The organism is Curtobacterium flaccumfaciens (assembly GCF_051548005.1).
Taxonomy (GTDB): Bacteria; Actinomycetota; Actinomycetes; order Actinomycetales; family Microbacteriaceae; genus Curtobacterium.
The window spans coordinates 1-23,795 of the sequence record NZ_JBPUGH010000035.1; the positions used below are offsets into that span (position 1 = coordinate 1).

Annotated in this window: 29 protein-coding genes; 12 read left to right on the plus strand and 17 right to left on the minus strand. The window is 71.9% G+C overall.

Annotated features, from left to right (window positions below; translation table 11 throughout):
• Positions 1–321 (minus strand): hypothetical protein (locus ACSW7Y_RS06495; RefSeq protein WP_438125502.1); only part of this gene is annotated, 321 nt, incomplete at its 3' end.
• A gap of 123 nt (positions 322–444) precedes the next feature.
• Between ACSW7Y_RS06495 and ACSW7Y_RS06500 the strand changes: the two genes are divergently transcribed.
• Entirely contained in the window at positions 445–882 is a 438-nt protein-coding gene (locus tag ACSW7Y_RS06500) for a GNAT family N-acetyltransferase (RefSeq protein ID WP_438125503.1), read from the plus strand.
• A gap of 3 nt (positions 883–885) precedes the next feature.
• Here the strand turns inward: ACSW7Y_RS06500 and ACSW7Y_RS06505 are convergent, their stop codons facing one another.
• Positions 886–1,428 (minus strand): Lrp/AsnC family transcriptional regulator, encoded by a 543-nt coding sequence (locus ACSW7Y_RS06505; protein WP_438125504.1) that lies wholly within the window; start codon positions 1,426–1,428, stop codon positions 886–888.
• A 134-nt stretch (positions 1,429–1,562) separates the two neighbouring features.
• Between ACSW7Y_RS06505 and ACSW7Y_RS06510 the strand changes: the two genes are divergently transcribed.
• Positions 1,563–1,997 carry a phage holin family protein gene (locus ACSW7Y_RS06510; protein ID WP_438125505.1) on the plus strand — a complete coding sequence of 145 codons (435 nt, stop codon included), beginning with the start codon at positions 1,563–1,565 and terminating at the stop codon, positions 1,995–1,997.
• Positions 1,998–2,000: 3 nt separating this feature from the next.
• On the opposite strand, the gene ACSW7Y_RS06515 is transcribed toward ACSW7Y_RS06510, so the two are convergent.
• Positions 2,001–2,516 carry a hypothetical protein gene (locus ACSW7Y_RS06515; protein ID WP_438125506.1) on the minus strand — a complete coding sequence of 172 codons (516 nt, stop codon included), beginning with the start codon at positions 2,514–2,516 and terminating at the stop codon, positions 2,001–2,003.
• A 19-nt stretch (positions 2,517–2,535) separates the two neighbouring features.
• Positions 2,536–2,925 (minus strand): DUF5997 family protein, encoded by a 390-nt coding sequence (locus ACSW7Y_RS06520; protein ID WP_438125507.1) that lies wholly within the window; start codon positions 2,923–2,925, stop codon positions 2,536–2,538.
• Positions 2,926–2,958: 33 nt separating this feature from the next.
• On the opposite strand from ACSW7Y_RS06520, the gene ACSW7Y_RS06525 reads away from it, so the two are divergent.
• A complete protein-coding gene (locus ACSW7Y_RS06525) occupies positions 2,959–3,753 on the plus strand; it encodes a LysR family transcriptional regulator substrate-binding protein (RefSeq protein ID WP_438125508.1) in 795 nt (264 codons plus the stop codon).
• A gap of 15 nt (positions 3,754–3,768) precedes the next feature.
• Here ACSW7Y_RS06525 and ACSW7Y_RS06530 read toward each other — a convergent pair whose 3' ends face one another.
• Genes ACSW7Y_RS06530 through ACSW7Y_RS06540 form a run of 3 tightly spaced genes read right to left on the minus strand, consistent with a single transcriptional unit; the run spans position 3,769 to position 5,704 of the window.
• The gene (locus ACSW7Y_RS06530) at positions 3,769–4,587 is read right to left on the minus strand and encodes a DJ-1/PfpI family protein (RefSeq protein WP_438125509.1); all 819 of its coding nucleotides are present in this window, start codon (positions 4,585–4,587) and stop codon (positions 3,769–3,771) included.
• Positions 4,588–4,624: 37 nt separating this feature from the next.
• On the minus strand, positions 4,625–5,254 hold the full coding sequence (locus ACSW7Y_RS06535; RefSeq protein ID WP_438125510.1) for a DNA-3-methyladenine glycosylase I: 630 nt from the start codon (positions 5,252–5,254) through the stop codon (positions 4,625–4,627).
• Positions 5,255–5,287: 33 nt separating this feature from the next.
• Positions 5,288–5,704: a VOC family protein gene (locus ACSW7Y_RS06540; protein ID WP_438125511.1), complete on the minus strand. Its 417-nt coding sequence runs from the start codon at positions 5,702–5,704 to the stop codon at positions 5,288–5,290.
• Positions 5,705–5,803: 99 nt separating this feature from the next.
• Between ACSW7Y_RS06540 and ACSW7Y_RS06545 the strand changes: the two genes are divergently transcribed.
• Positions 5,804–6,337 (plus strand): DUF3800 domain-containing protein, encoded by a 534-nt coding sequence (locus ACSW7Y_RS06545; RefSeq protein ID WP_438125512.1) that lies wholly within the window; start codon positions 5,804–5,806, stop codon positions 6,335–6,337.
• Between the two features lie 244 nt (positions 6,338–6,581).
• Here ACSW7Y_RS06545 and ACSW7Y_RS06550 read toward each other — a convergent pair whose 3' ends face one another.
• Positions 6,582–6,908: a hypothetical protein gene (locus ACSW7Y_RS06550; RefSeq protein ID WP_438125513.1), complete on the minus strand. Its 327-nt coding sequence runs from the start codon at positions 6,906–6,908 to the stop codon at positions 6,582–6,584.
• Positions 6,909–6,929: 21 nt separating this feature from the next.
• A complete protein-coding gene (locus ACSW7Y_RS06555) occupies positions 6,930–8,600 on the minus strand; it encodes a sodium:solute symporter family protein (protein ID WP_438125514.1) in 1,671 nt (556 codons plus the stop codon).
• Between the two features lie 141 nt (positions 8,601–8,741).
• Between ACSW7Y_RS06555 and aroQ the strand changes: the two genes are divergently transcribed.
• On the plus strand, positions 8,742–9,194 hold the full coding sequence (gene aroQ / locus ACSW7Y_RS06560) for a type II 3-dehydroquinate dehydratase (RefSeq protein WP_022903679.1): 453 nt from the start codon (positions 8,742–8,744) through the stop codon (positions 9,192–9,194).
• Between the two features lie 179 nt (positions 9,195–9,373).
• Here aroQ and ACSW7Y_RS06565 read toward each other — a convergent pair whose 3' ends face one another.
• On the minus strand, positions 9,374–9,970 hold the full coding sequence (locus ACSW7Y_RS06565) for an NAD(P)H-dependent oxidoreductase (protein ID WP_438125515.1): 597 nt from the start codon (positions 9,968–9,970) through the stop codon (positions 9,374–9,376).
• Positions 9,971–10,065: 95 nt separating this feature from the next.
• On the opposite strand from ACSW7Y_RS06565, the gene ACSW7Y_RS06570 reads away from it, so the two are divergent.
• On the plus strand, positions 10,066–10,530 hold the full coding sequence (locus tag ACSW7Y_RS06570; RefSeq protein WP_438125516.1) for an MSMEG_6728 family protein: 465 nt from the start codon (positions 10,066–10,068) through the stop codon (positions 10,528–10,530).
• A 256-nt stretch (positions 10,531–10,786) separates the two neighbouring features.
• Here ACSW7Y_RS06570 and ACSW7Y_RS06575 read toward each other — a convergent pair whose 3' ends face one another.
• From ACSW7Y_RS06575 to ACSW7Y_RS06600, 6 genes are all read right to left on the minus strand, one after another.
• On the minus strand, positions 10,787–11,080 hold the full coding sequence (locus ACSW7Y_RS06575) for a hypothetical protein (protein WP_438125517.1): 294 nt from the start codon (positions 11,078–11,080) through the stop codon (positions 10,787–10,789).
• A gap of 103 nt (positions 11,081–11,183) precedes the next feature.
• Positions 11,184–12,323, minus strand: coding sequence for a cysteine desulfurase family protein (locus ACSW7Y_RS06580; protein WP_438125518.1), 1,140 nt, complete (start codon positions 12,321–12,323; stop codon positions 11,184–11,186).
• Position 12,324: 1 nt separating this feature from the next.
• Positions 12,325–13,230 (minus strand): carboxylating nicotinate-nucleotide diphosphorylase, encoded by a 906-nt coding sequence (gene nadC, locus ACSW7Y_RS06585; protein WP_438125519.1) that lies wholly within the window; start codon positions 13,228–13,230, stop codon positions 12,325–12,327.
• The gene (gene nadB, locus ACSW7Y_RS06590) at positions 13,227–14,846 is read right to left on the minus strand and encodes an L-aspartate oxidase (RefSeq protein ID WP_438125520.1); all 1,620 of its coding nucleotides are present in this window, start codon (positions 14,844–14,846) and stop codon (positions 13,227–13,229) included. Before nadB ends, nadC begins: the two co-directional genes overlap by 4 nt.
• Positions 14,847–14,877: 31 nt before the next feature.
• Positions 14,878–16,149: a quinolinate synthase NadA gene (gene nadA, locus ACSW7Y_RS06595; RefSeq protein ID WP_438125521.1), complete on the minus strand. Its 1,272-nt coding sequence runs from the start codon at positions 16,147–16,149 to the stop codon at positions 14,878–14,880.
• A gap of 8 nt (positions 16,150–16,157) precedes the next feature.
• Positions 16,158–16,865 (minus strand): NUDIX hydrolase, encoded by a 708-nt coding sequence (locus ACSW7Y_RS06600; RefSeq protein ID WP_438125522.1) that lies wholly within the window; start codon positions 16,863–16,865, stop codon positions 16,158–16,160.
• 103 nt (positions 16,866–16,968) lie between these two features.
• Between ACSW7Y_RS06600 and ACSW7Y_RS06605 the strand changes: the two genes are divergently transcribed.
• The 3 genes from ACSW7Y_RS06605 (at position 16,969) to ACSW7Y_RS06615 (ending at position 20,312) form a co-directional block, all read left to right on the plus strand.
• Positions 16,969–17,250, plus strand: a complete 282-nt coding sequence (locus ACSW7Y_RS06605; protein ID WP_058725083.1) for an acylphosphatase — start codon at positions 16,969–16,971, stop codon at positions 17,248–17,250.
• A gap of 140 nt (positions 17,251–17,390) precedes the next feature.
• A complete protein-coding gene (locus ACSW7Y_RS06610) occupies positions 17,391–18,866 on the plus strand; it encodes a DHA2 family efflux MFS transporter permease subunit (protein WP_438125523.1) in 1,476 nt (491 codons plus the stop codon).
• Between the two features lie 198 nt (positions 18,867–19,064).
• Positions 19,065–20,312, plus strand: coding sequence for an FAD-binding protein (locus ACSW7Y_RS06615; protein ID WP_438125524.1), 1,248 nt, complete (start codon positions 19,065–19,067; stop codon positions 20,310–20,312).
• A 77-nt stretch (positions 20,313–20,389) separates the two neighbouring features.
• On the opposite strand, the gene ACSW7Y_RS06620 is transcribed toward ACSW7Y_RS06615, so the two are convergent.
• Entirely contained in the window at positions 20,390–20,887 is a 498-nt protein-coding gene (locus ACSW7Y_RS06620; protein WP_438125525.1) for a 2'-5' RNA ligase family protein, read from the minus strand.
• A gap of 148 nt (positions 20,888–21,035) precedes the next feature.
• Between ACSW7Y_RS06620 and ACSW7Y_RS06625 the strand changes: the two genes are divergently transcribed.
• From ACSW7Y_RS06625 to ACSW7Y_RS06635, 3 genes are all read left to right on the plus strand, one after another.
• Positions 21,036–21,986 (plus strand): MetQ/NlpA family ABC transporter substrate-binding protein, encoded by a 951-nt coding sequence (locus ACSW7Y_RS06625; RefSeq protein ID WP_438125526.1) that lies wholly within the window; start codon positions 21,036–21,038, stop codon positions 21,984–21,986.
• Positions 21,986–23,026, plus strand: coding sequence for a methionine ABC transporter ATP-binding protein (locus ACSW7Y_RS06630; RefSeq protein WP_438125527.1), 1,041 nt, complete (start codon positions 21,986–21,988; stop codon positions 23,024–23,026). The genes ACSW7Y_RS06625 and ACSW7Y_RS06630 overlap by 1 nt, the downstream gene beginning before the upstream one ends.
• Positions 23,027–23,094: 68 nt before the next feature.
• Entirely contained in the window at positions 23,095–23,694 is a 600-nt protein-coding gene (locus ACSW7Y_RS06635; RefSeq protein WP_438125528.1) for a methionine ABC transporter permease, read from the plus strand.
• The last annotated feature ends 101 nt before the right edge of the window (positions 23,695–23,795 follow it).

The window sequence follows — 23,795 nt, forward strand, 5'->3', positions numbered from 1 at the left end:
GGGCTGGGCTGCGGGAGCCGGAGCCGGAGCGGGCTGCGGCGCGGGAGCCGGAGCGGGCTGCGGCGCCGCGGGCTTCGGCGCCACGGCGGTCCGGACGGGGTCGATGACCTCACCGACCACGGATCCGACGCCGCGCGTGACACCCTGCACGGTCGAGCCGAGCAGACCCGTGCGGTCCGCGGAGGACGTACTGGACGTCGGGGCAGCGGTCGACGCCGAAGCGGACCGCACACCGAAGACGAGCGTGAGCAGCACGAGGGCAGCAGCGAGTCCGACGCCCAACAGCGCGTAGCGGACCAGCGTGCTCAGGGGTGCACGCATCGCCTGATCCATGCGCTCACCTCCTGATCTCGGCCGCGCACGTAGAGTGGTTGGCCGGTACGGTACGCCCGTCCGCCCGAATTCGCACCCCTTTTCGTGGGGGAATGTCAGGAAAGGCCGGAATTGGTCCCGATCTTCAGCGCTCCGACCCGCAACCTCGACCCCGTGACGCTGCACGAGATCCTCTGGCTCCGGCAGGACGTCTTCGTGGTTGAGCAGGGTGCCGCGTACGACGACATCGACGGCCGTGACCTCGAGCCGGGGACGGTGCAGTTCTGGGCGGGACGCGGCTCGGTCGACGCGACGGTACGGCTGCTCCGCGAACCCGACGGGAGCGAGCGGATCGGCCGCGTCGCGACGGCTCGGCGAGCGCGGGGGCAGGGGCTCGCGGGACGGCTCCTCGAGGCGGCGATCGCGGAGGCCCGTGCCACGCAGATCCACCTCGGTGCGCAGGAGCACCTCGAGGACTTCTACGGCCGGTTCGGTTTCGTCCGCTCCGGCGCGCCCTACTCCGAGGACCGCATCCCGCACATCCCGATGACCCTCACACGCTCGGTCTGAGCCTCACGCGCTCGGCCGCGACGCCCGCCAGCGACGGAGCTCGTCGAACGACCGGCCCTGGTGCGTCCGGTCGGCGACGAGTCGCTCGAACACGATGTTCGTCTGCGTGGTCGCCACGGAGGGGTCGCCGCTCAGTTCGTCGGCCACGAAGTCCCGGAGCTGCTCGGTGGACGTGCACGCGATGTGCACGAGGAAGTCCTTGTCACCCGCGAGGAACGACACGTCCTGCACGACGGGCACCCGCAGCAGCCGCTTCGCGAAGTCCCGGAGCTCGTGCCGAGCGGCCGCGTGGACCCGGACCGACACCATCGCCTCGATCGAGAACCCGAGCCGCGCGACGTCGACGTCAGCCCGGTACCCGCGGATGACCCCGGCGTCCTCCAGGGCACGGACCCGTGCGAGGCACGTCGACGGGGCGATGCCGACGGCGGCCGCGAGGCGGTTGTTCGGGATCCGGGCGTCCTCCGCGAGGGTCCAGAGGATGCGCTCGTCGACCTCGTCGAACCGCGGTGTGGGGTCGGGACGGCGGGCGGCGCGTTCGGACATGCCACGACGCTACCGCTCCGTGCGGTGACGGCACGATCCGACGACGCTGGCCCGTCTCCGCGCCGACGGCACTGCGCGCGAGACCGACGCGTAGCCTGGCGGGCCACCCCGCTGTCCCGACGAACAGGAGTCCCGTGAGCACCACCGATCCCGATGACCAGGACGCCACCAAGCCGTCCTTCCGCGACTCCGTCACCGCCGGGCTCGTGCAGAAGGCCCTCGAGCCGCTCCTCCGTGCGGTCCGCGAGGAGGTCGCAGCCGCCCGCCGTGAAGTCGGTGCCCGAGCGAAGGGGGCGAGGACGGGCCTGGTGCTCACGGGGGCGGCGGTCGCGTTCGCACTGACCACCCTCGTCCTGCTCGCGGGCTTCGTGGTGGCGCTCCTCGCCCTCGCGCTCCCGGTCTGGGCGGCGACGGGGATCACGCTCGTCGTGTTCGCGGTCGTCACGGGCGTCCTCGCGGCCGTCGGGGTCCGGGGCATCCGCCGCGGTGTCCCGCCGGTGCCGAAGGACACCCTCCGCGCAGCGAAGGACCGCGTCGCGCGCACGTCCGACGAGGCAGCGCGCGACTGACCGCTACATCGCGAGCGTCATGCCGACCACGGCGACGGTCATCGCGAAGACCTCGCCGCTCCGGACCGCCCGGCGGTCCTCCCGGCCCCACTCGTACCGCAGGAGCCACCCGCTGAACGCGCAGTAGCCGATGACCCCGGCGCCGAGCACCGCCGTGAGCGCGACGCCGTGACCGGCGTGCCCGTCCACGGCACCCGTGGCGTGGCCCATCAGGAGCATCCCGGCCATCACCACCGCCGACAGCGCCCGGTGCACGTCCATCGGCTCGGCGCGACGGCCGTCCGCTCGTCGACGCCGCACGACCGGGAGCGGCGCGAGCAGCAGGAGGCCGGTCGCGGCGAGGAGCGTCCACGCCGCACCGGCGTGCACGACGGGCAGCAGCATCGCGACGAGCATCACCGCCGCCGGGACGATCACCGCAACGCGCGGGCGGTAGCGGTCGCCGACGATGCAGCACACCGAGGCGAACTGCGGCACGACGAGCATCGCGTCGGCGACGGTCTCGTGCACGGCGGTCATCGGTGGACGGGAGGGCTCGTCAGTCCTCGGAGCGAGCGGCAGCCTTCGCCGCGCGGTCCTGCTTCACCCGGGCGTTCTCGGCGTGCACCGCTGCCTGGGTCGCGCGCTCCTGCACGAGCCACTCGGGCATCTCCTGCAGCAGCGTCTTGATCTCGGCCGTGGTGAGCGGCTCGTCGACACCGGCCCGCGCGAGCCCGGAGATCGACACGCCGAGCTTCTGCGCCACGACCGGCCGCGGGTGCGGGCCGTCGCGACGGAGGTCCTCGAGCCACGCCGGCGGCTCGGTCCGGAGTTCGTCGAACGCGGTCCTGCTGATCGGCGCACCGCGGAAGGACTCCGGGGCGGCCGACAGCAGGATGCCGAGCTTCTTCGCGGCCGTCTCGGGCTTCATGGTCTGTTCCTGCGCCATGCACACCAGGGTACGGCCCCTATGCTCGGTTGCATGACCGAGGCCCTCACCATCGCCTTCGTGCCCGGGGTCTCCCCCGCGAAGTGGGCCCGCGTCTGGCGCGAACGCTTCCCAGACATCGAGCTCCGGCTGCGCCCGATCGGCGCGGACGAGGTGGACGACACGCTCGCCGGCGAGGCCGACATGGTCTTCGCCCGCGAACCCGTCGCCGACGTCCACAACGCGATCCCGCTGTGGACCGAGACCGCTGTCGTCGCGATGCCGAAGGACTCCCCGCTCGCCGACCTCGCCGAGGTCGACCTCACGACGACCGACGTCCACGTGGTCGACGCCGGCCCCGTGCCCGCCGACGTCGACGCGACGCTGGACCTGGTCGAGGCGAACGTCGGCGTCGCGGTGCTGCCGCAGTCGCTGTTCCGTGCGGCCAGTCGGAAGGACCTCGTCGCCCGGACACTCGCGGGCGCACCGGGTACCCGGATCCTGCTCGCCTGGCGCACGGAGGACGCCTCCGAGACCACGGAGGAGTTCATCGGCGTGGTGCGCGGTCGGACCGCGAACAGTTCCCGGGGTGGTCAGGACCAGCCGGGAGGCACGGATCGCGCCGACGGGACCGGCTCGCGCCCGGCGACAGCCGGCTCCGGCTCGGGCTCGTCATCCGGCTCCAGCACCCGCGGCGGCAAGGCGACCGCCGCGAACAGCCGCACCACCGCCAAGCGGGGTGCCACGAAGGGCACCAGCGGGAAGACCGGCGGCGGCAAGGCCGGACGCGGCAAGGTCCAGCGCGGGATGAAGGGCAAGCCGAAGCGCGGCTCGAAGGGCAACCGGTAGGCGGCAGCCCCGACGTCAGCGGATCACCGCTGCCGCGGCCCGCGCGACCCGGTCGCCCCGTGCCGCCTCGGCCGCGGCACGTGCCTCGGTGACGACCCTCGCGTCCGCCCGCTCGGCCGACCCGGCGTCGAACGGCGGCTGCGGGTCGTACTCGATCTGCAGCTGGATGCGCTCGGCCGCCGGCTGTCCGGCGAGCTCACCGGCCAGCCACAGGGCCATGTCGATGCCCGCGCTCACCCCGGCCGCGGTGACGACCGCGCCGTCGTCGACGATGCGTCGCTCCACCGGGTCCGCGCCGAACGCGGCGAGCATCGGCTTCGAGGCCCAGTGGGTCGTCGCCCGCTTGCCGGCGAGGAGGCCCGCAGCGCCGAGCACGAACGAGCCGGTGCACACCGACGTCACCCAGGTGGCGTGCTCGGCGATCCGCCGGACGAACGCCACGACGTCCGGGTCGAGCATCGCGTCGAAGGCTCCGTCGCCGCCGGGGACGACGAGGACGTCCGCCGCCCGGGCAGTCGCGAAGGTCGCGGTCGGCACGAGCGCCAGACCGCAGTCGCTCGGTACCGGGTCGAGGGTCGCCGCGACGTACTCGACCGCTGCGCCGGGCACCCGTGCGAGGACCTGAGCCGGCCCCGTGAGGTCGAGCTGCGTCAGGTCGGGGAAGAGCAGGAACGCGATCCGGACCTCGGCCGGGTCGTGCTCCGGACGCACGTTGCCCGGAGCCTCCGGTGCGGGGACCGCGGCGTCGACCGGCACGTCGACGTGTTCGGCGCCGATCGGCTGCACCGGCACCGTCCGTGAGCGGTTCGGGGCGGGGTCCGGTTCCGGGGTCATGCCCCGACCGTAGCCCTGGCCACGCTCCGGGGGCCGCTCAGCTCCAGACGCCGGAGCTCCCCCGCCGGTGACTGCCGAGCAGGTGCGTGTCGACGATGCCGACGGCCTCCATCAGCGCGTACATCGTGGTCGGCCCGACGAAGGCGAACCCGCGCTTCCGGAGCGCCTTCGAGAGCGCCACGGACTCGTCGGACTTCGTGGGGACGTCGGCGAACGTGACGGGCTCCGGCGTCCGCTCCGGCCGGAAGGACCACACGAAGTCGGCCAGCCCGCCGTCCTGACGCAGGGCGATCGTGGCGTTCGCGTTCGTGATCGTCGCGAGGATCTTCGCCCGGTTCCGGACGATGCCCGCGTCGGCCATGAGCCGCGCGATGTCGTCCTCCCCGAACCCGGCGACCACGTCCGGGTCGAAGTCCGCGAACGCACTCCGGAACGCCGGACGCTTCGCGAGGATCGTCCGCCAGGACAGCCCGGACTGGAACGCCTCGAGCGACAGGCGTTCGAACACCCCCCGCTCGTCACGGACGGGCATCCCCCACTCGGTGTCGTAGTAGCCGCGCAGCAGTTCGTCGGTCGCGGCCCACACCGGACGGGCGAGTCCGTCCTCGCCCACCACCAGTGACGGCGGTGCGGGCGGCGGCGGGGACTCGGGCGTCGTGTTGCTCACGGCCCCATCCTGGCCGCGGCCGCCGACATGCTGCTACTCGCTCGGCGGCCCGTCCTGCATCGCGGCCTGGTCCATCCAGACGTGCTCCCAGCGATGACCGTCGGGGTCCGTGAAGCTCCGCTGGTACATGAAGCCGAGGTCCATCTCGGGACGGTCCTCGTGTCCTCCGGCCATGACCGCGGCGTCGACGACCCGGTGCACGTCGTCCTTAGAGTCCGCGCTGAGGGAGTTGATCACCTCGATCGTGTCCGGCCCGGCGATCGTCTTGTCGGTGAACTCAGCGAACTTCGCGTGCGTCAGGAGCATCACGTACACGGTGTCGCTCACCACGGCGCACGCCGCGGTCTCATCGGTGAAGTCGGGGTTGATCGTGTAGCCGAGCGCCTCGTAGAAGGACTTCGACCGGTCGAGGTCGGCGACCGGCAGGTTGATGAACACCATCGTGGGCATGGGGGCTCCTTCGCTCCCCCAGAACCTCTCGCACCTCCCCGCCCTTCCGCAAGCACGGACTCGACACAGGGCGGTTCTGATACACAATATGCTGGCGTGATGCGGACTGCGTACGTCGACGAATCCGAGCCGGGCGGCGGGCTCGACCACACTGTGTACGTCATGGCCGCGGTGCTCATCGACGCGTCCGACTCCGACGACGTTCGTGCGGCGGTCTTGCGTGCCACACCGAAACGCATGCGGAAGCTGCACTGGTACGAAGCACTCGGTGGCCAGCGGCTGACCTGGCTCGGTCTCCTCACTCGTGCGGTCAGTGTCGTGGTCGTGCGCTACGACGGCACGCCCGCACGCTCCGAACGGCGGCGACGGCGCTGCATCGAGCGCTTGGTGTGGGAACTCGAACAGCGAGACGTGCACGCACTCGTCGTCGAATCGCGAAGCCGAATCCGCGACGCGAGCGACGTGTCGATGCTCGAATCGCTCCGGGACCGAGGCATCGGACGGAGGATCCGGTACGAGCACGTACGCGGATCGGACGAACCGCTGCTCGCGCTCGCCGACATCGCATGCGGCGCTCATGCCCGTGGGCTGCTGCAACCGCGGTCGAGCGATGCGCTCGTGTTGGTGCAGTAGTGGCCCTGACAGCGCAAAACCCCGGTCCCGCGCTGGCTGCAGGAAACTCCGGGGCTCACTTTCGGCCGAGCAGCACCCAACCGACATGTCAATACTAGGCCGAAAGGTGCGAACGTGTCAACGCGACCACTCGATTCCGCGAGCGGCGAGACGGAGGCGAGCCGTGCCTCCAGGCCGACACCCGAGCGGAACTGCCGACGGCCGCCCGCCGGAGCGGACGGCCGTCGGACCGATGCGGGGTGCGTCAGGCGAGCTCGCGGCCCTCGCCGGCCGCCTTCTGGTGCTCCTCGGCCTCGGCCTGGCCGATGATGTCCGCGGCGGGCACCGGGTTCAGCCGGTCCCACAGGAAGAACAGCAGACCGCCGACGAGCAGGGAGAGCCCGACCCACAGGTTGATGTGGATGCCGCCGGTCTTCTCGGGGTCGGTGTTCCAGTTGACGATGCCGACGATCGTCGTGATCACGCCGTAGACCACGAACAGGCCTCCGAGGATGCGGCGCAGGTCGAGTCGGCGGGTGGAACGGACGAGGGCCCGCTGCTCCTCGGTCATCGTGGTGGTGTCGTCACGCATGAGCGATCTCCTTCGAGCGGATCAGAGGAACGGGAGGTAGAGGGCGACGCACAGCACGAGCGCGACGGTTCCGAGGAGGGCCGGCGAGCGGTACCAGGCGGTGTCGGTCGCGACGGCCCCCGCGGTCATGTCGATCTTGCCGACGCCGTAGACCAGCCCGCCGAGCTCCGACACGTCCTTCGGCTTCGTGGCGAACGACACGGCCACGGCGACGACGAGCACGGTGACGAACGAGATGATCGCGCCGTAGAGGGTCTCCGCGGTGGCGGTGGCGAACAGCTGCGGGTTCACCAGGTACGCGATCCAGGTGATCGTCGGCGCGATGATGCCGAGGATGTAGCCCCAGAGCGCTCCGGCGGTGGTCATCCGCTTCCAGAGCAGGCCGAGGATGAAGACGCCGAACAGCGGTGCGTTGAAGAACGAGAACAGCGTCTGCATGTAGGTCATGATGTTGCCGGCCTGCGCGGCGAGGAACGCGGTGCCGATCCCGACGAGGACGCCGACGACCGTGACCCAGCGGCCGGTCTTCAGGTAGTGCAGGTCGGGCATGTTCGGCTTGATGTAGCGCTGCCAGATGTCGTACGTGAAGACCGTGTTGAACGACGAGACGTTGGCAGCCATACCGGCCATGAACGAGGCGAGCAGACCCGTGACGGCGATGCCGAGCACACCGGTCGGCAGGTACATCTGGATGAGCTTCGGGATCGCGTCGTTGTAGGTGAGCGCACCCGAGGCGAACTGGTTGCCGACGACGGCCGCGGCGATGAGGCCGGGGATCACGACGATGAACGGGATGAAGAGCTTCGGGATCGCGGCGATGAGCGGGGTGCGGCGCGCGGCCGACATGTTCTTCGCGGAGAACGCCCGCTGGACCTCGGTGAAGTTCGTCGTCCAGTAGCCGAACGAGAGCACGAAGCCGAGGCCGAGCACGATCGCGAGCCAGTTCGCGCCGATCGGGTTCGTGACGTCGCCGATGCCGGTTCCGGCCCAGGTCTGCAGGTGCTGCACGCCCTGGGTCTGCTTGATCGCCTCGGTGAGGCCGCCCCACCCACCGACGCGGTGGAGGCCGACGATCGTCAGCGGCACGAGACCGGCGATGATCACGAAGAACTGCATGACCTCGTTGTAGATCGCGCTCGAGAGCCCACCGAGGGTGATGTAGGCGAGCACGAAGGCCGCGGACACGAGGATCGCGAGCCACTCCGGCCAGCCGAGCATCGCCTCGATGACGATGGCCATGGCGTAGAGGTTGATGCCGGCGATGAGGACGTTCGACACCGCGAAGGCGATCGAGTTCACCAGGTGCGGTGCCTTGCCGAACCGGCGGAGCATGAACTCCGGCACACTGCGGACCTTCGAGCCGTAGTAGAACGGCATCATCACGAGCCCGAGGAACACCATCGCGGGCACGGCCCCCACGAGGTAGTAGTGCAGGGTCGCCATGCCGATCTGGGCACCGTTCGCCGCCATGCCGAGGATCTCGGTCGCGCCGAGGTTCGCGGACACGAACGCCAGGCCCGTGATCCACGCCGGCATCGACCGGCCGGACAGGAAGAAGTCCATGCTCGTGCGGACCTGCCGCCGGGCGGTGAACCCGATGCCGATCACCACCCCGAAGTACAGGATGATCATCAAGTAGTCGACCCAGCCCAAGTCGAGCCGGATCCCGCTGTTCGCTGCCGCGAGAACCATTCACACTCCACGTCGATGTGTTGCAGCCGACAACTCCGCCGGCCCGGACGGAGACGCTACACCCGTTTGTGACCGTTCACATAGCCAGCGCATGTTCCTGCCGGAGCACCGCCGGATCCGCCTCCTCGCTAGGCTCGGCGCATGACCGCACCGCGCATCCTCGTGCTCAACGGCCCGAACCTCGACATCCTCGGCCGTCGTGACCCCGCGCAGTACGGCACGACGACGCTCGCCGAGATCGAGGCCATCGTGCACACCGAGGCGGCGGTCCACGAGCTCGAGGCCGACTTCCGACAGACCAACCGCGAGGGCGAGCTGGTCGAGTGGCTGCACGAGGCGCTCGACGACTTCGTCGGCGTGGTGATCAACCCCGCTGCCTACGCGCACACCTCGGTCGCGCTGCACGATGCGGTCGAGGCCCTGACCGTCCCGGTCGTCGAGGTGCACCTCTCGAACACGTGGAAGCGCGAGCCGTTCCGGCACGTGGACCACGTCGCGACCGCGGCGACCGCGGTCATCGCCGGCGCGGGCGCCGACGGGTACCGGCTGGCCGTCGCGCACGTCGCGTCCCTGGTCGCGGACCCGACCGACTGACGGCCTGGAGGCACGGTGCGGGCCCGCCCCGCGCCTCCCGTCCGACCCTGACCATCATCGCGTCGCGAGGTTCCAGGATTCTGGCATCTCACCGCCCCCACGGCCGATGTACGGAACCTCGGCGAACGCGAGCGGGGTGTCGTGGAACCTCAGCCGCTGGTCGCGTCGGGTCGCGAGCGCTAGAACTCGGCGGGGCGACGAACGTCGGCGACGCCCGCGGTGGCGAAGCCCCCGCGGATGATCGGCAGTGCGCGTCGGACGGCCTGGTCGATGCGCAGCTCGAGGTCGACGCTCGCGATGTCGTAGCCGCCCTCGCGCTTGGTGAAGTCGCGCTCGTTGCCGAACACGCCGAGCGGCAGGGTCGTCGACTGGAAGAAGCCGAACAGCGGCCGCATCTGGTGTTCGACGAGCAGGGCGTGCCGGTCGCTGCCGCCCGTGGCGGTCAGGAGCACCGGGGTGTCGACGAGGTCGTACTGCCCGATCCAGTCGAAGAAGAGCTTGAAGGCGCCGGAGTACGCGGCCCGGAACGCCGGGCTGCCGACCACGAGGACGTCGGCCGACTCGACGAGCTCGAGGGCACGGGTCGTCTCGGGGCCCATCGCCTCACGGGAGCCCGCCGCACCGAGGTCCGCGAGGAGCGGCCCGATCTCCACGGTCTCGGTCCGGGCGTCCTCGAACTCCTGCCCGAGGCGCGCGACCGTGGCCGCGACCAGGGTCGAGGTCCGTGACGGGTCCGACGGACTGCCGCTGACGCCGACGACGAGTGCTGCGCTCATGCCCTCGATGCTCACACGCACCGCTCCCCCGCGGTGCGCGTGTGACGGCATGTGTCGGGGTGCCCTGCCAGCGCGCGACGGGTAGCGTCCGGTCGATGCAGACGTTCCTGCCGTACGCCGACTTCCGCGCCTCGGCCGAGGTGCTCGACGACCGTCGGCTCGGCAAGCAGCGGGTCGAGACCCTGCAGGTGATGCGCGCCCTGACCCTGCCGGGGTACGGCTGGCAGAACCACCCGGTGACGGCGATGTGGCGCGGGTACCGGCCGGCGCTCATGGCCTACCAGGACGCGACGTGCGCGGTGTGGGTCGAACGCGGCCACCCCGACACCTGCCGCGACAAGACCGTGGCGGACCTGGCGCTCGTCCCCGAGGACCTCGAGGCATACGCCTCGGGCGACTTCGCGGTGCCGCCGTGGAACGAGGACGAGGCTCTGCACCGGTCGCACCGGTCGAAGCTGCTGCAGAAGGCACCCGAGTTCTACCGACCGCTGTTCCCCGACGATCCTGACGACCTGGCGTACGTCTGGCCGGGCACGGTCGTGGCCCCCGCGCACGACTGACGCCGCGAGGCCCGGACGCGGGCCCGCGCGGAGTGGTCGGGCAGGTGCGACACCGGGCCCGCCGTGGGCGTTAGGGGGGACGGCGTCGCAGGGTCGACGCCACGCCCACGGCGGGTCGCGGTGTGCGGCGGGGCACGACGACAGGGGGATGTCGTGCCCCGCGCCGGACGCAGATCAGGGGTGCCGCGTCCGGCTGGGTGCACCACCGGCCCACAGGGGGACGGGTCCGGCGGTGCTGGTCCGGTGGAGCCGTACTTCAGAGGGGGTGTTCGGTGTCCTCTCGGTACCGGTCCGATTCGGTCGGTGCGGGCATCGACCGTCGTTCACGGGTGGTCACGGCTGCTCGGTCGACGGCCGGCCGGATCATCGGGAGCAGGGCGCTCCCGACGGTCGCGAGGGCACCGACCACGGCGACGACCGCGAGGGGTCCGGCTCCGAGGTCGTGCTGGGCGGCCACGACGAGCGCGAGCACCGTCGCGGGTGCGGGGAGGAGCTGGACTGCCCGGAAGCGGTCCTCCCGCCGGACCCGAGTCGTGATCGCGTTTGCCATGCAGACAGCCTGACGCACTTCTCCGGTCCGCAAAAGGGGGGACACGACCCCACTCATGGAGTAGAACGTCTAGTACACCCGCGCGTTGCCCGCGGCGGTCGGGTCAGGCCAGGGCGCGCACCGCGGCGACGGCGTCCCGTACGGCACCGACGACGGCAGGCACGTCCGACGGCGCGAGGGACTCGTCGAACGTCAGCCGCACCGCGGACCGCGCCGTGTCCTCGTCCAGTCCGAGCGCTGTGAGGACGTGCGACGCCTCCGTGCTCCCCGCGGCGCACGCACTGCCCGACGAGGACACCACGTCCCGCTGCTCCAGCTCGAGCAGCACCGTCTCCCCGTGCACCCCGGGGAAGCAGAACGACGCGTGCCCCGGGAGCCGCGACGTCCGCGAACCGGTCACGACCGCCCCGGGCACGGTCGCGAGCACCCCGTCCAGCACGGCGTCCCGCGTCGCGGTCGCCCGGACCGCGGCGTCCGACCGCTCCCTCGCGTGCAGCGTCAGCGCGGTGGCCACGGCGACGGCGCCGGCGACGTCCTCGGTCCCCGACCGCCGTCCGCGCTCCTGTCCGCCGCCGTGCAGGAGCGGTTCGAGCGGGGTCCCGGACCGCACCACGAGGACGCCGGTGCCCTTCGGCGCGCCGAGCTTGTGACCGGAGAGGGAGACCGCGTCGGCCCCGGTGTCCCCCGGCCCGATCGGCAACCACGGCGCCGACTGCACGGCGTCGGTGTGGAACCGCGCGCCGACCCGGTGCGACACCTCGGCGAGCGCGCGCACGTCCTGCACGGTGCCGACCTCGTTCGACGCGTGCGCGATCGAGACGAGCGTGGTGTCCGGACGCAGCGCGTCCGCGAGCACGTCCGGGTCCACGACGCCGTCGCGGTCCACCGGCAGCACGCTCACCTCGAAGCCGTGGTGCCGCTCCAGGTAGTGGCAGCTCTCGAGCACCGCCTCGTGCTCGATCGCGCTCGTGACGACGTGCCGGCCCCGCGGCGACGCGAGCGCGACGCCCTTGACGGCCGTGTTCGCCCCCTCGGTGCCCCCGGTGGTGAAGACGACCTCGGCCGGCCGGCATCCGAGCACCCGGGCCGCAGCCGACCGGGCGTCGGCGAGGCCACGCGCGGCGGCGTCACCCACCCCGTGCGTCGAGGACGGGTTGCCGAACGTGCCGGTCAGGTAGGGCCACATCGCCTCGAGCACCTCGCGGCGGACGGGCGTGGTGGCAGCGCGGTCCAGGTAGAACACGTCAAGCCGAGACGGCGACGTCGAGCCCGAGGTCGAGGGCGCGCGCCGAGTGCGTGAGGGCCCCCACCGAGATGACGTCGACCCCGGTGGCGGCGATCGCGGCGACGGTGTCGAGGTTCACGCCGCCCGACGCCTCGACCAGCGCACGGCCGGCGACGACCGCGATGCCCTCGACGAGCTCGTCCGGGCCGAAGTTGTCGAGCATGATCGTGTCGACACCGGCCGTGACGACCGGTTCGATCTGGTCGACGCGGTCCACCTCGACCTCGAGGTGCACCGTGTGACCGAGCCGCTGCCGGGCGGCCCGCACCGCGTCCCCGATGTCGATGCCGTCCGCGAGGAGCACCGCGAGGTGGTTGTCCTTCGCCATCACGGCGTCCGACAGCGAGGTCCGGTGGTTGCGTCCGCCGCCGCACCGCACCGCGTAGCGCTCGAGGGCGCGGAGCCCGGGCGTCGTCTTCCGGGTGTCGACGATCCGCGCCGAGGTGCCCGCGACGGCCGCGACGTACTCGGCGGTGAGCGTCGCGACGCCGGACATCCGCTGCACGAGGTTGAGCGCGACCCGCTCCGCGCGGAGCACCGAACGCGCCGGTCCGGACACCGTCACGAGGGCGTCCCCGGCGACGAACCGGGTGCCGTCGGCCACGTGCACCTCGGCCCCGATCGTCGGGTCGACCGCGTGCATGACGGCGATGAAGACGCCGCCGCCGCTCAGCACGCCCGGCTCGCGCGCTGCGAGGGTGGCGGTCGCCGTGGCGGCGAGCGGGATGAAGGCCTCGCTGGTGACGTCGCCCCAGGGCGCGTCCTCCTCGAGCGCGGTGTCGATCACGCGACGGAGCGCGTGCGCCGGGATCGTGCCCGGGTCCGGGACGCCGGTGCGGTCGGGGACGGCGGTGGTGACGGTCATGCGGGTACCTCCTGCGGGACGGCTGCGGGTCGGAGGACCCAGCCGTTCGGTCGTGCGGCTCGGGGGTCGGTGTCGGGGTGGTCGGTCCGGGCGTGCGCGCCGCGGGACTCGGTGCGGGCCTCGGCGGCGCGGGCGGTCAGCCGTGCCAGGTCGAGGAGGGCGCGGTCCTCGTGCTCGCGCACGCCGACGGGCGACGGCACGCCGAGGCGGTCGAGGTCGCGTCGGGCGCTCGCGAGGCCGGTCGCGTCGCGGAGGAGCCCGACCCGGTCCGTCATGGCGGACTGCACCGCCCGACGGACGTCCGCCGCGTCGGTGCGGTGATCCGGGCCTCCCGTCCGGTCCTGCCGGGAGGCACGGGTCGCGTCCGCCGCGTCGGCGACGGTCACGACGTCCAGGGTCGCGTCGCCGCGCAGGCGGACCCGGTCGGGTCGGGGCGCGCCGAGCGCGTCCGCTGCGCGGACCGCGAAGACCAGGCCCTCCAGCAGGGAGTTCGAGGCCAGCCGGTTCGCGCCGTGGACCCCGGTGCAGGCGACCTCCCCGATGGCGAGGAGCCCGGGCAGGCTCGTGCGCCCCTCGGCGTCGGTGGCGACACCGCCCATCGCGTAGTGCGCGGCAGGGGCGACCGGAACGCCCTCGCGGGTCCAGTCGAAGCCGGCAGCGCGCGTGGCGGAGGTGAGGCCGGGGAACCGTCGGACCAGGAAGTCCGGGTCGAGGGAGGTCGCGTCGAGGAGCACCGGCTCGCCGTCCTGGTCACGGACGGCGGCGGCGATGCCCCGCGCCACGACGTCGCGCGGCGCGAGCTCGGCGTCCGGGTGGACCCGGAGCATGAAGCGGTCCCCGCGGGCGTCGCGGAGCACGGCGCCCTCGCCGCGGACCGCCTCGGACACGAGCCCGCCGTCCGGCACGGCCAGGCGCGTCGGGTGGAACTGGACGAACTCGAGGTCGGCCATGACCGCGCCGGCGCGCCAGGCCGCCGCCTGCCCGTCCCCCGTCGCGACGAGCGGGTTGGTCGTCTCGCGGTACAGGTGTCCCGCGCCGCCCGAGGCGAGGACGACCGCGTCGGCGTCGAGCCGTCGTGGCTCACCGAGGAGGTCGAGCACGTCCAGGCCGACGACCGCGCCGTCCCGGACCACGAGGTCGACGAGGCAGGTGCGCTCGAGGATCGTGACGTGGCGACGGTGCAGGGCGTCCACGAGGGTCCGTTCGATCGCCGCACCGGTCGCGTCGCCGTCGGCGTGGACGACCCGCCAGCGACCGTGCGCGGCCTCGCGACCACGGGCGAGGTCGTCGCCGTGCCGGTCGAGGCTCGCGGGGTCGGTGGTGCGGTCGAAGGGCACGCCGAGCGCGAGCAGGTCGCGGACACGGGCGGGTCCGTCGGTGCAGAGCACCTCGACGGCACGGGCGTCCGCGCTGCCGGCCGCGGCGACGTGGGTGTCGGCCTGGTGCAGGGCGGCGGAGTCGTCCGCGCCGAGCGCCACGGCCACCCCGCCCTGGGCGTACCGTGTGGCGCCGTCGGTCAGCGTGCCCTTCGTCACGAGGGTGACGTCGTGACGGCTGCTCGCGCGGATCGCGGCGGTGAGCCCGGCGATCCCGGACCCCACGATGACGACGTGCACGACGTGCTCCTTCCGTCCGACGGCTCGGTGGTCAGCCGCGGGGCCTGGCCGCGAGCATGCGCTCGAGGGCGACCTTCGCGTCGGCCTGCACGTCCGCGGGCACGACGATCTCGTTGAGGACCTCGCCGCGCACGAGCGCTTCGAGCACCCAGGCCAGGTAGCCGGGGTGGATCCGGTACATCGTCGAGCACGGGCAGACCACCGGGTCGAGGCAGAAGATCGTGTGCTGCGGGTACTCCGCTGCGAGCCGGTTCACCATGTTGATTTCGGTGCCGATCGCGAAGGTCGTCGGCTCGGTCGCTGCCGCCACGGTCTTCCGGATGAGGTCGGTGCTGCCGGCGTGGTCCGCCGCGTCGACGACCGCCATCGGGCACTCCGGGTGGACGATGACCTGGACACCGGGGTGCTCGCGGCGGGCTTGCTCGATCTGGTCGACCGTGAAGCGCCGGTGCACCGAGCAGAACCCGTGCCAGAGGACCACCCGTGCGTCGAGCAGCGTCTCGACGTCGTTGCCCCCGAGGGCCTTCCTCGGGTTCCACATCGGCATGAGGTCGGTGCTGATGCCCATCGCCTTCGCCGTGTTGCGGCCGAGGTGCTGGTCGGGGAAGAACAGGACGCGCTGCCCGCGCTCGAACGCCCACTCGAGGACGGTCGCGGCGTTGGAGCTCGTGCACACGATGCCGCCGTTCCGTCCGCAGAACGCCTTGAGGTCCGCCGCGGAGTTCATGTAGGTGACGGGGATGACCGGCACGCGACCGTCGGCGTCCGGCTCGGTGCCGTAGACCGCCGTGAGCTCGGCCCAGGCCTGCTCGACACTGTCGATGTCCGCCATGTCGGCCATCGAGCAGCCCGCGGCGAGGTTCGGCAGGATGACCCGCTGGTCGTCGCGCGCGAGGATGTCCGCCGTCTCCGCCATGAAGTGGACGCCGCAGAACACGATCGCCTCGGCGTCGGGCTTCGTCAGCGCGGCGTTGGCGAGCTGGAACGAGTCACCGAGGAAGTCCGCGTGCCGGACGACCTCGTCCCGCTGGTAGAAGTGGCCGAGGACCACGACGCGGTCGCCGAGGGTGGCCTTCGCCCGCTCGATCCGCTCGTGCAGTTCCTCGTCGCTCGCGGTCTTGTACTCGTCGGGGATGCCGCCCTGCCGGGGAGCCCCGGTCGGGATGACGTCGGACATCGACGACCCCGGACCGTAGCCGGGCCGGGAGTCGAAGTCCCACGTCGGCATCGCGAGGTCCGGCGTGCACGTGCTGCCGGCGGCGCCGCCGTTGGAGATGAGCTCGATCGTGGTCGCGATGGACACGGTGGTTCCTATCGGTTCGTTGGCTGCTCGGCCCGCTGCAGTGGACCGTTGTCCGCGTAGGCGAGATCGGGGTTGGAACGGTAGAGCCGGGCCGGACGGTGCCGCCCCCCGCTCGTGGTCTCGTCGGTGGGCAGGACGGCGTCGGTCTTCTCCACCTGCCGCCGGAAGTTCGCGGGGTCGAGCGCACGCCCGAGCACGGCCTCGTACACGCCACGGAGCTCGGCGAGGGTGAAGCGGTCGCCGAGGAACGCCTGCGCGATCCGGGAGTACGACATCTTGTTCCGGAGCCGCCACAGCGCGTACTCGACGATGCGGTCGTGGTCGAACGCCAGCGGCGGGTGCTCGTCTGCGAGGAACCACCGGACGTTCCAGTCGTCGGGGACGACGCTCGCCTCGTCCGGGTGGACGAGGGCCCAGTACACGATCGACACGACCCGACTCGGGGAACGGTCGACGTCCCCGAAGGCGTAGAGCTGCTCGAGGTAGCGCGGCTGCACCTTCGTGGTCTCGCGGAGGCGGGCGGCGGCGGAGTCCTCGAGCCCCTCGTCCGGTCGCACCCACCCGCCCGGGAGCGCCCACGAGCCCTCGTACGGCTCGGCGACGCGGCGCACGAGCGGCATCCAGAGCGCCGGCGCACCGGTGTCGGGGTGCGAGCGCAGTGCCACGATCACGGTCGAGACCGCGACGCGGATGGAGGGCTCAGGAGATAGTGTCATCTTGACTCGAAGTGTTCGGGTTGGGATGACTCTATCACCGGGTTTCACGAGTCGGTAACACCGCCGAAAACTCGTCCGGGGAGCGCACGCCTACGGTGAGTCCATGACGACGGTGACGAGGATGCACGCGGTGGTTTCGGGCACGGTGCAGGGGGTCGGTTTCCGGTACTGGACGGCACGGAAGGCCGACGGGCTCGACCTCGTCGGGTACGCGCGGAACCTGTTCGACGGGACGGTCGAGGTCGAGGCGGAGGGACCGTCGGCCGCGGTCGACCGGCTCATGGACCTGCTGCACAGCGGACCGCCCTCGGCCGAGGTGACCGAGGTGTCGCTCCGCCCGGTCATCCCGCACGGTGACACCGAGGGCTTCGCGATCCTGCACTGAGCGCGGCGCCGGCACGGCGCGCGGTGTGCGACTCGCCGGTGTCGGTCCGAAGCGGAATAATCGAATCCGTTCAGGCGGTTGCCCTGTCTGCGCTCCGGCGCCCCCTCGTCCCGTACGTCGCGATCCACCAGGAGCCCCGCATGACCCAGGCCGTCGATTCCGCACCCCGCACCGGGAGCGTGACGCAGCCGTCCGCGGGCGAGACCCGGCTCGTGATCGGGCTCCTGCTCGTCTCCGCGTTCGTGGTCATCCTCAACGAGACGATCATGGGCGTCGCCCTCCCCCGGCTCATGGACGACCTCGGCATCAGCGCGGCCACCGGTCAGTGGCTGACGACGGGCTTCCTCCTCACGATGGCGGTCGTCATCCCGATCACCGGGTTCCTGCTGCAGCGGTTCAACACGCGGCCGGTGTTCGTCTGGGCGATGAGCCTGTTCTCCGCGGGCACGCTCATCGCGCTCCTCGCCCCGGGCTTCTCGATGCTGCTCGTCGGCCGGATCGTGCAGGCGAGCGGGACGGCGATCATGATGCCGCTCCTCATGACGACGGTGCTCACCCTCGTCGAGCCGGCACACCGCGGGCGCGTGATGGGCAACATCTCGATCGTCATCTCCGTCGCCCCGGCGGTCGGCCCGACGATCTCCGGGCTCATCCTCAACGCGTTCTCGTGGCGCTGGCTGTTCGGCTTCGTGCTCCCGATCGCGATCGCCGCGCTCGTCCTCGGCATGGTCAAGGTCCGCAACGTCTCCACGCCGCGGAAGGCCCCGATCGACGTGCTCTCCGTCGTGCTGTCGGCCTTCGCGTTCGGCGGGCTCGTCTACGGGCTGTCGAGCATCGGCGAGGCCGGGTCGACCGGCCCGCTCGTGCCGATCGTGTCGCTGGCGGTCGGCGTGGTCGCCCTCGCGGTGTTCGTGCTCCGGCAGACCCGCCTGCAGCGCACCGACTCGGCGCTGCTCGACCTCCGGACCTTCCGCACCGCGGGGTTCACCGTCCCGATCGTCGCGATGGTCGTCAGTTTCATGGCGATGTTCGGCACGCTCATCCTGCTGCCCATCTACCTCGAGCGCGTGCTCGGGCTCGAGGTCCTGCAGGTCGGCCTCCTGCTGCTCCCCGGCGGGCTGATCATGGGGCTGCTGTCGCCGGTCGTCGGTCGCGTCTACGACCGCCGCGGCCCGCGGGTGCTGCTCGTCCCCGGCTCGATCATCGTCAGTGCCGTGCTCTGGGCGCTCTCGACCGTCGGCACCGGCACGAGCGTGTGGTTCGTCCTCGGCGCGCACGTCGTCCTGAGCATCGGCCTGGCGCTGACCTTCACGCCGCTCTTCACCTCGGCACTCGGCGGGCTGCCGCCGAAGCTGTACTCGCACGGCAGCGCGGTGCTCGGCACGGCGCAGCAGCTCGCGGGTGCAGCCGGTACGGCGCTCTTCGTGACCCTGCTCACCATCGGGGCAGCGGGTGCGGCGAGCACGGGCGCGGCAGACGTCGCCGCAGCCACCGCGACGGGCGTCCGGACGGCATTCCTCGTCGGGGCGGTGATCTCCCTCGCGGGCATCGTGACCGCGTCGCTCGTCCGTCGCCCGGCGACGCCGGAAGGTGCACCGGCGCCGTCGATGCACTGACGCTCCCCGCGACCACGGGTCCGGCGCATCCGTCACCGGCGACCGACCCCGATCGCACCCCCTCGTGGACATCGCGCCCCGCCACCACGGGGCGCGATGTCCGTCCGGGGGTGCGACCGCCCCGGGCGCGGATCGCCGCGAGCGGATGGTCGTTCGCGCACCCCGGCGGGTGTCGGCCGCGCGTGGCATCGTGAACGCATGCGGTCGACGACGAGCGAGCTGAACTGGTCCGGCACGGTCACCTACACGGCGGAACGCGTCGTCCGACCGACCTCCGTCGCCGAGGCCGCCGAGGTCGTGGCCCGTTCCCCCCGGGTGCACGGACTCGGCACGCGGCACTCGTTCAACGACGTCGCGGACACCACGGGAGTGCTGCTCGACCTCACGGGCGTCCCGACCGAGCTCGTCGTCGATGCTGATGCCCGTACGGCGACGATGGGCGCCGGCACCCGCTACGGACTCGTCGCTCCGGAGATCGACCGCGCCGGGTTCGCGCTGCACAACATGGGGTCCCTCCCGCACATCTCGATCGGCGGGGCGGTCGCGACCGGCACGCACGGCTCCGGCACGACGCTGGGCTCGCTCAGCACGGCCGTCCGCGCCCTCGAGCTGATCGGCCCGGACGGCACCTTGCGCACCGTGCACCGTGACGACCCGGAGTTCGCGGGCACGGTCCTCCACCTCGGCCTGTTCGGCATCGTGACCCGGGTGACGCTCGACCTCCAGCCGACGTACCGCATGCGGCAGGACTCGTACGGACCGATCCCGTGGGACGTGTTCACCGCGCACGTCGCCGAGGTGCACGCCGCCGGCTACTCGGTGTGCTCGTACACGGTGTTCGGCGACGAGATCAGCGACGTGCTCGTGAAGTCCCGCGTGCCCGACGGCGCGACGGACCTCGAGGTCCCGGAGCACCTGCTCGGTGCGCCGAAGCGCCCCGGGACGCCCGGCGACGGCCACCACACCGCGCGGGACGGCTCGGTCGGCCCGTGGTGGGACCGGCTCCCGCACTTCCCCATCGAGTCCGTCCCGAGCGTCGGGTCCGAGGTCCAGAGCGAACACTTCGTCCCACTGCGGCACGCGGCGGCCGCGCTCGACGCGGTCCGCACGATGGCGGACCGCATCCAGCCGCACCTGCACGTCTGCGAGCTCCGCACGATGGCCGCGGACCCGTTCTGGTCGAGCCCGACCCAGGGCGAGGACGTGCTCTGCATCGCCTTCACCTGGAAGAAGCACCCGGCGGAGGTCGCTGCCCTCCTGCCGGACCTCGAGGGCCTGCTCGCCCCCTTCGACGGACGGCCGCACTGGGGGAAGATGAGCTCCCTGGACGGTGCGGCGATCGCCGGGCTGTACCCGCGCCTCCCGGCCGTCCGCGACCTGGTCCGCGCAGCGGACCCGGACCGTGTCTTCGGCTCCGCCTTCGCCGAGCGCGTCCTCGGGGTCTGACGACGGCACGCCGACGGCGGGCCGGACGCCGACGGGCCGGCGCAGCCGGGCGGCCCGTCCCGGCGCCGATCCGCTCCTCACGCCAACGGCGTGACCGTCTTCGTCTCCCCGTCCCAGAAGCGCACGCCGCCCACCTCGAGCACCTCGGGCAGCGGAACCCGTCGCAGTGCCGCGAGCGCCCGCGGCAGGTCGACGTCACGCACGCGCCGGGCGAACGACACGTGCGGGGACCACGCGCCCGGCAACGAGGTGTCGACCCCACCGGGAGCCGCCCGGTGGACGGCCTCGTGGAAGGCGGCGAGCTCGCGGTCGACGACGACGGCACGGACGAGGACGGACCGCTCGGGGCCGGCCGGGAAGAGCAGGACCCCGCCGAGCCGGAGGCCGGTCGGCAGCGTCGCCCCGAACCCGGACGGCACGGGCAGGTCGGGTCCGGCGGCGAGCGTGACGTGCGGCGCGTTCGAGTCCGACAGGTGCCGCCCGAGGCTCGGCAGGTCCTCCGCGATCAGCTCGTCCCAGACGGCACGCACCGCCACGTCCGCGGCCTGGGACAGGACGAGTTCGATGCTCCGCACCCGTCCGAGTGAACCGGACCGCGCTGTCCGACGCCTGTAACACGGCGGAACGCAACTCGCGAGCCCCGCGGGTCACCGGCCACACTCGACGGACGCCGCGGACCACCGCTGCACCGACCACCGCACCGCTCACCCCACGAGGAGCACCATGTCCGCACCTGCACTGCCCCAGAAGCCGAAGGGCAAGCGTCCGATCGGCTGGATCATCGCTGCGGCCGTCGTCGTCGTGGCGATCGTCGTCGCCGTGATCGTCGGTGCGGTCCGCGCCGGCGGCGACGGAGGAGCCGGTGCTGCTGGCGAGGGTGCCGCGAAGACCGTGAAGATCGGTGTCGCTGACAAGGCCCTGCCGTACTGGAAGACCTACACGAAGCTCGCGAAGGACCAGCTGAACGTCACCGTGCAGCTCGTGAACTTCGCCGACTACTCGCTGCCGAACCCGGCGCTCAAGGACGGCCAGGTCGACATCAACCAGTTCCAGCACATCCAGTACCTCGCGGACTACAACACCACCTCGAACGACGACCTCCAGCCCATCGGCTCGACGGCCGTCTACCCGCTGCCGCTCTACGCGACGAAGTACGACAGCGCCTCGGCCCTCCCGGCGGACGCGGAGGTCGCGATCCCGAACGACGCGATCAACCAGGCGCGTGCGCTCCTCGTGCTGCAGGACGCGAAGCTCCTGACGCTGAAGAACGGCGGCACCCCCTTCTCGACGACCGCTGACATCGAGACCCACAAGGTCGACGTGCAGACCCTCGACGCCTCGCAGACCGCGAACGCGCTGCAGCAGGGCTCCGTCGCCGCGGCCGTCGTGAACAACAACTTCGCGACCGCCGCCGGCCTCCCGGTCAAGGACGTCATCTCGAAGGACGACCCGTCGAGCGCCAGCGCAGCCCCGTACGTCAACGTGTTCGCCGTTCGGAAGGCCGACAAGGACGACACGACCTACCTGGCCCTCGCGAAGCTGTTCCAGGACAGCGCGGTGCAGAAGGCGTTCAAGGAGGACTACCCCCAGGCCGTCGCGCGCAACGTGAGCGCGTCGAAGCTGCAGAGCGAGCTCGCGAGCGTCGAGCAGGACGCGAAGGCGGCCAAGCAGTAGTGCCCGCGCTCGTCGAACTCCGCGGCGTCTCGAAGCACTACCGCCGCGCCGACACCGGCGAGACCGTCACCGCGGTCGAGGACGTCTCCCTGGACGTGCACCAGGGCGAGGTCCTCGGGGTGATCGGCTACTCCGGCGCCGGCAAGTCGACGCTCGTCCGGCTCGTCAACGCCTTGGAGCTGCCCAGCTCCGGGACGGTGACGGTCGCCGGACAGGACCTGACGGCGATCCCCGAGCGGGATCGCCGTCAGGCGCGTCGGCGCATCGGGATGATCTTCCAGCAGTTCAACCTGTTCCGCTCCCGCACGATCGCGGGCAACGTCGCGTACCCGCTCAAGGTCGCCGGTGTCGGCAAGCAGGAGCGCGACCGTCGGGTGGCGGAGCTGCTCGACTTCGTCGGGCTGCTCGACCGCGCCTACGCCTACCCGGAGCAGCTCTCCGGAGGGCAGAAGCAGCGCGTCGGCATCGCGCGGGCGCTCGCGTCGAACCCCGAGCTCCTGCTCGCCGACGAGGCCACGAGCGCCCTCGACCCGGACACCACGTCCGAGGTCCTCGGACTGCTCCGGCGGGTGAACCGGGAGCTCGGCGTCACGATCATCGTGATCACGCACGAGATGGACGCCGTCCGTCAGATCGCGGACCGTGTCGCCGTCATGGAGCACGGCCGCGTGGTCGAGGTCGGCGACGTGTACGACGTGTTCTCGAAGCCGCAGACCCCGGCGGCGCAGCGCTTCGTCCGGACCGCGCTGCACGACCGTCCCTCGGCGGAGCAGCTCGGGCGACTCCGCGAGCACCACACCGGTCGGCTCGTCACCGTGCAGATCTCCGACGAGGTCGGCCTGCAGAACCGGATCGACGCCGCGTGGCGGTCGCACGGGGTGACGGCGGAACTCGTCTTCGGCGGGGTCGGGGAGATCCGGGAGCGCCGGATCGGCTCGCTCACCTACGAACTGACGAGCGATGACCCGCACGCGGTCGACGAGGCGGTCCGCGGCCTGCGTGCGAGCGGCATCACGGTGGACGAGGAGGCCGCAGCGTGAACAACACCTTCCAGAGCGTGATCGACACGTTCGACGTCTTCCTCGCCTCGGTGCGCGACACCCTCGTGATGACGATCATCTCGCTCGTCGTCGCCGGTGTGATCGGGCTCGCCCTCGGGCTCGCGCTCTACGCGACCCGACCGGGCAACCTGCTCGGCAACCGGACCGTCCACACCGTCGTCAACGTGGTCGTGAACATCGTCCGGCCGATCCCGTTCGTGATCCTCCTCGCCGCGATCGGCCCGCTCCAGCGCGAGGTCGTCGGCACGACCATCGGCGTCCCCGCGGTGACGTTCGCGATCTCGTTCGCGGCGTCGTTCGCCGTCGCCCGGATCGTGGAGCAGAACCTGCTCGCGGTCGACCCCGGCGTGGTGGAGGCCGCTCGGGCCTCGGGTGCGCACCCGCTGTCGATCCTCCTCACGGTCCTCATCCCGGAGGGGCTCGGGCCGCTCATCCTCGGCTACACGTTCATCTACGTGGGCATCGTCGACATGACGGCGCAGGGCGCGATCGTCGGCGGTGGCGGTCTCGGCGAGTACGCGATCAACTACGGCTCGCAGCGGTACGACTGGTGGGTCGTCTACGTGTCGGTCGCGGCGATCGTGGTCATCGTCCAGCTCGGGCAGTTCCTCGGGAACCGCCTGGCGCGCGCGACCCTGCGTCGCTGACGCGATGGGGGGCGCCGACACGACCCTGCGTCGCTGACGTGGCGGGGGTCGCGGACGCGACCCGGAGCGGACGGGAGGCGCGGTGCCGGCTGGCACCGCGC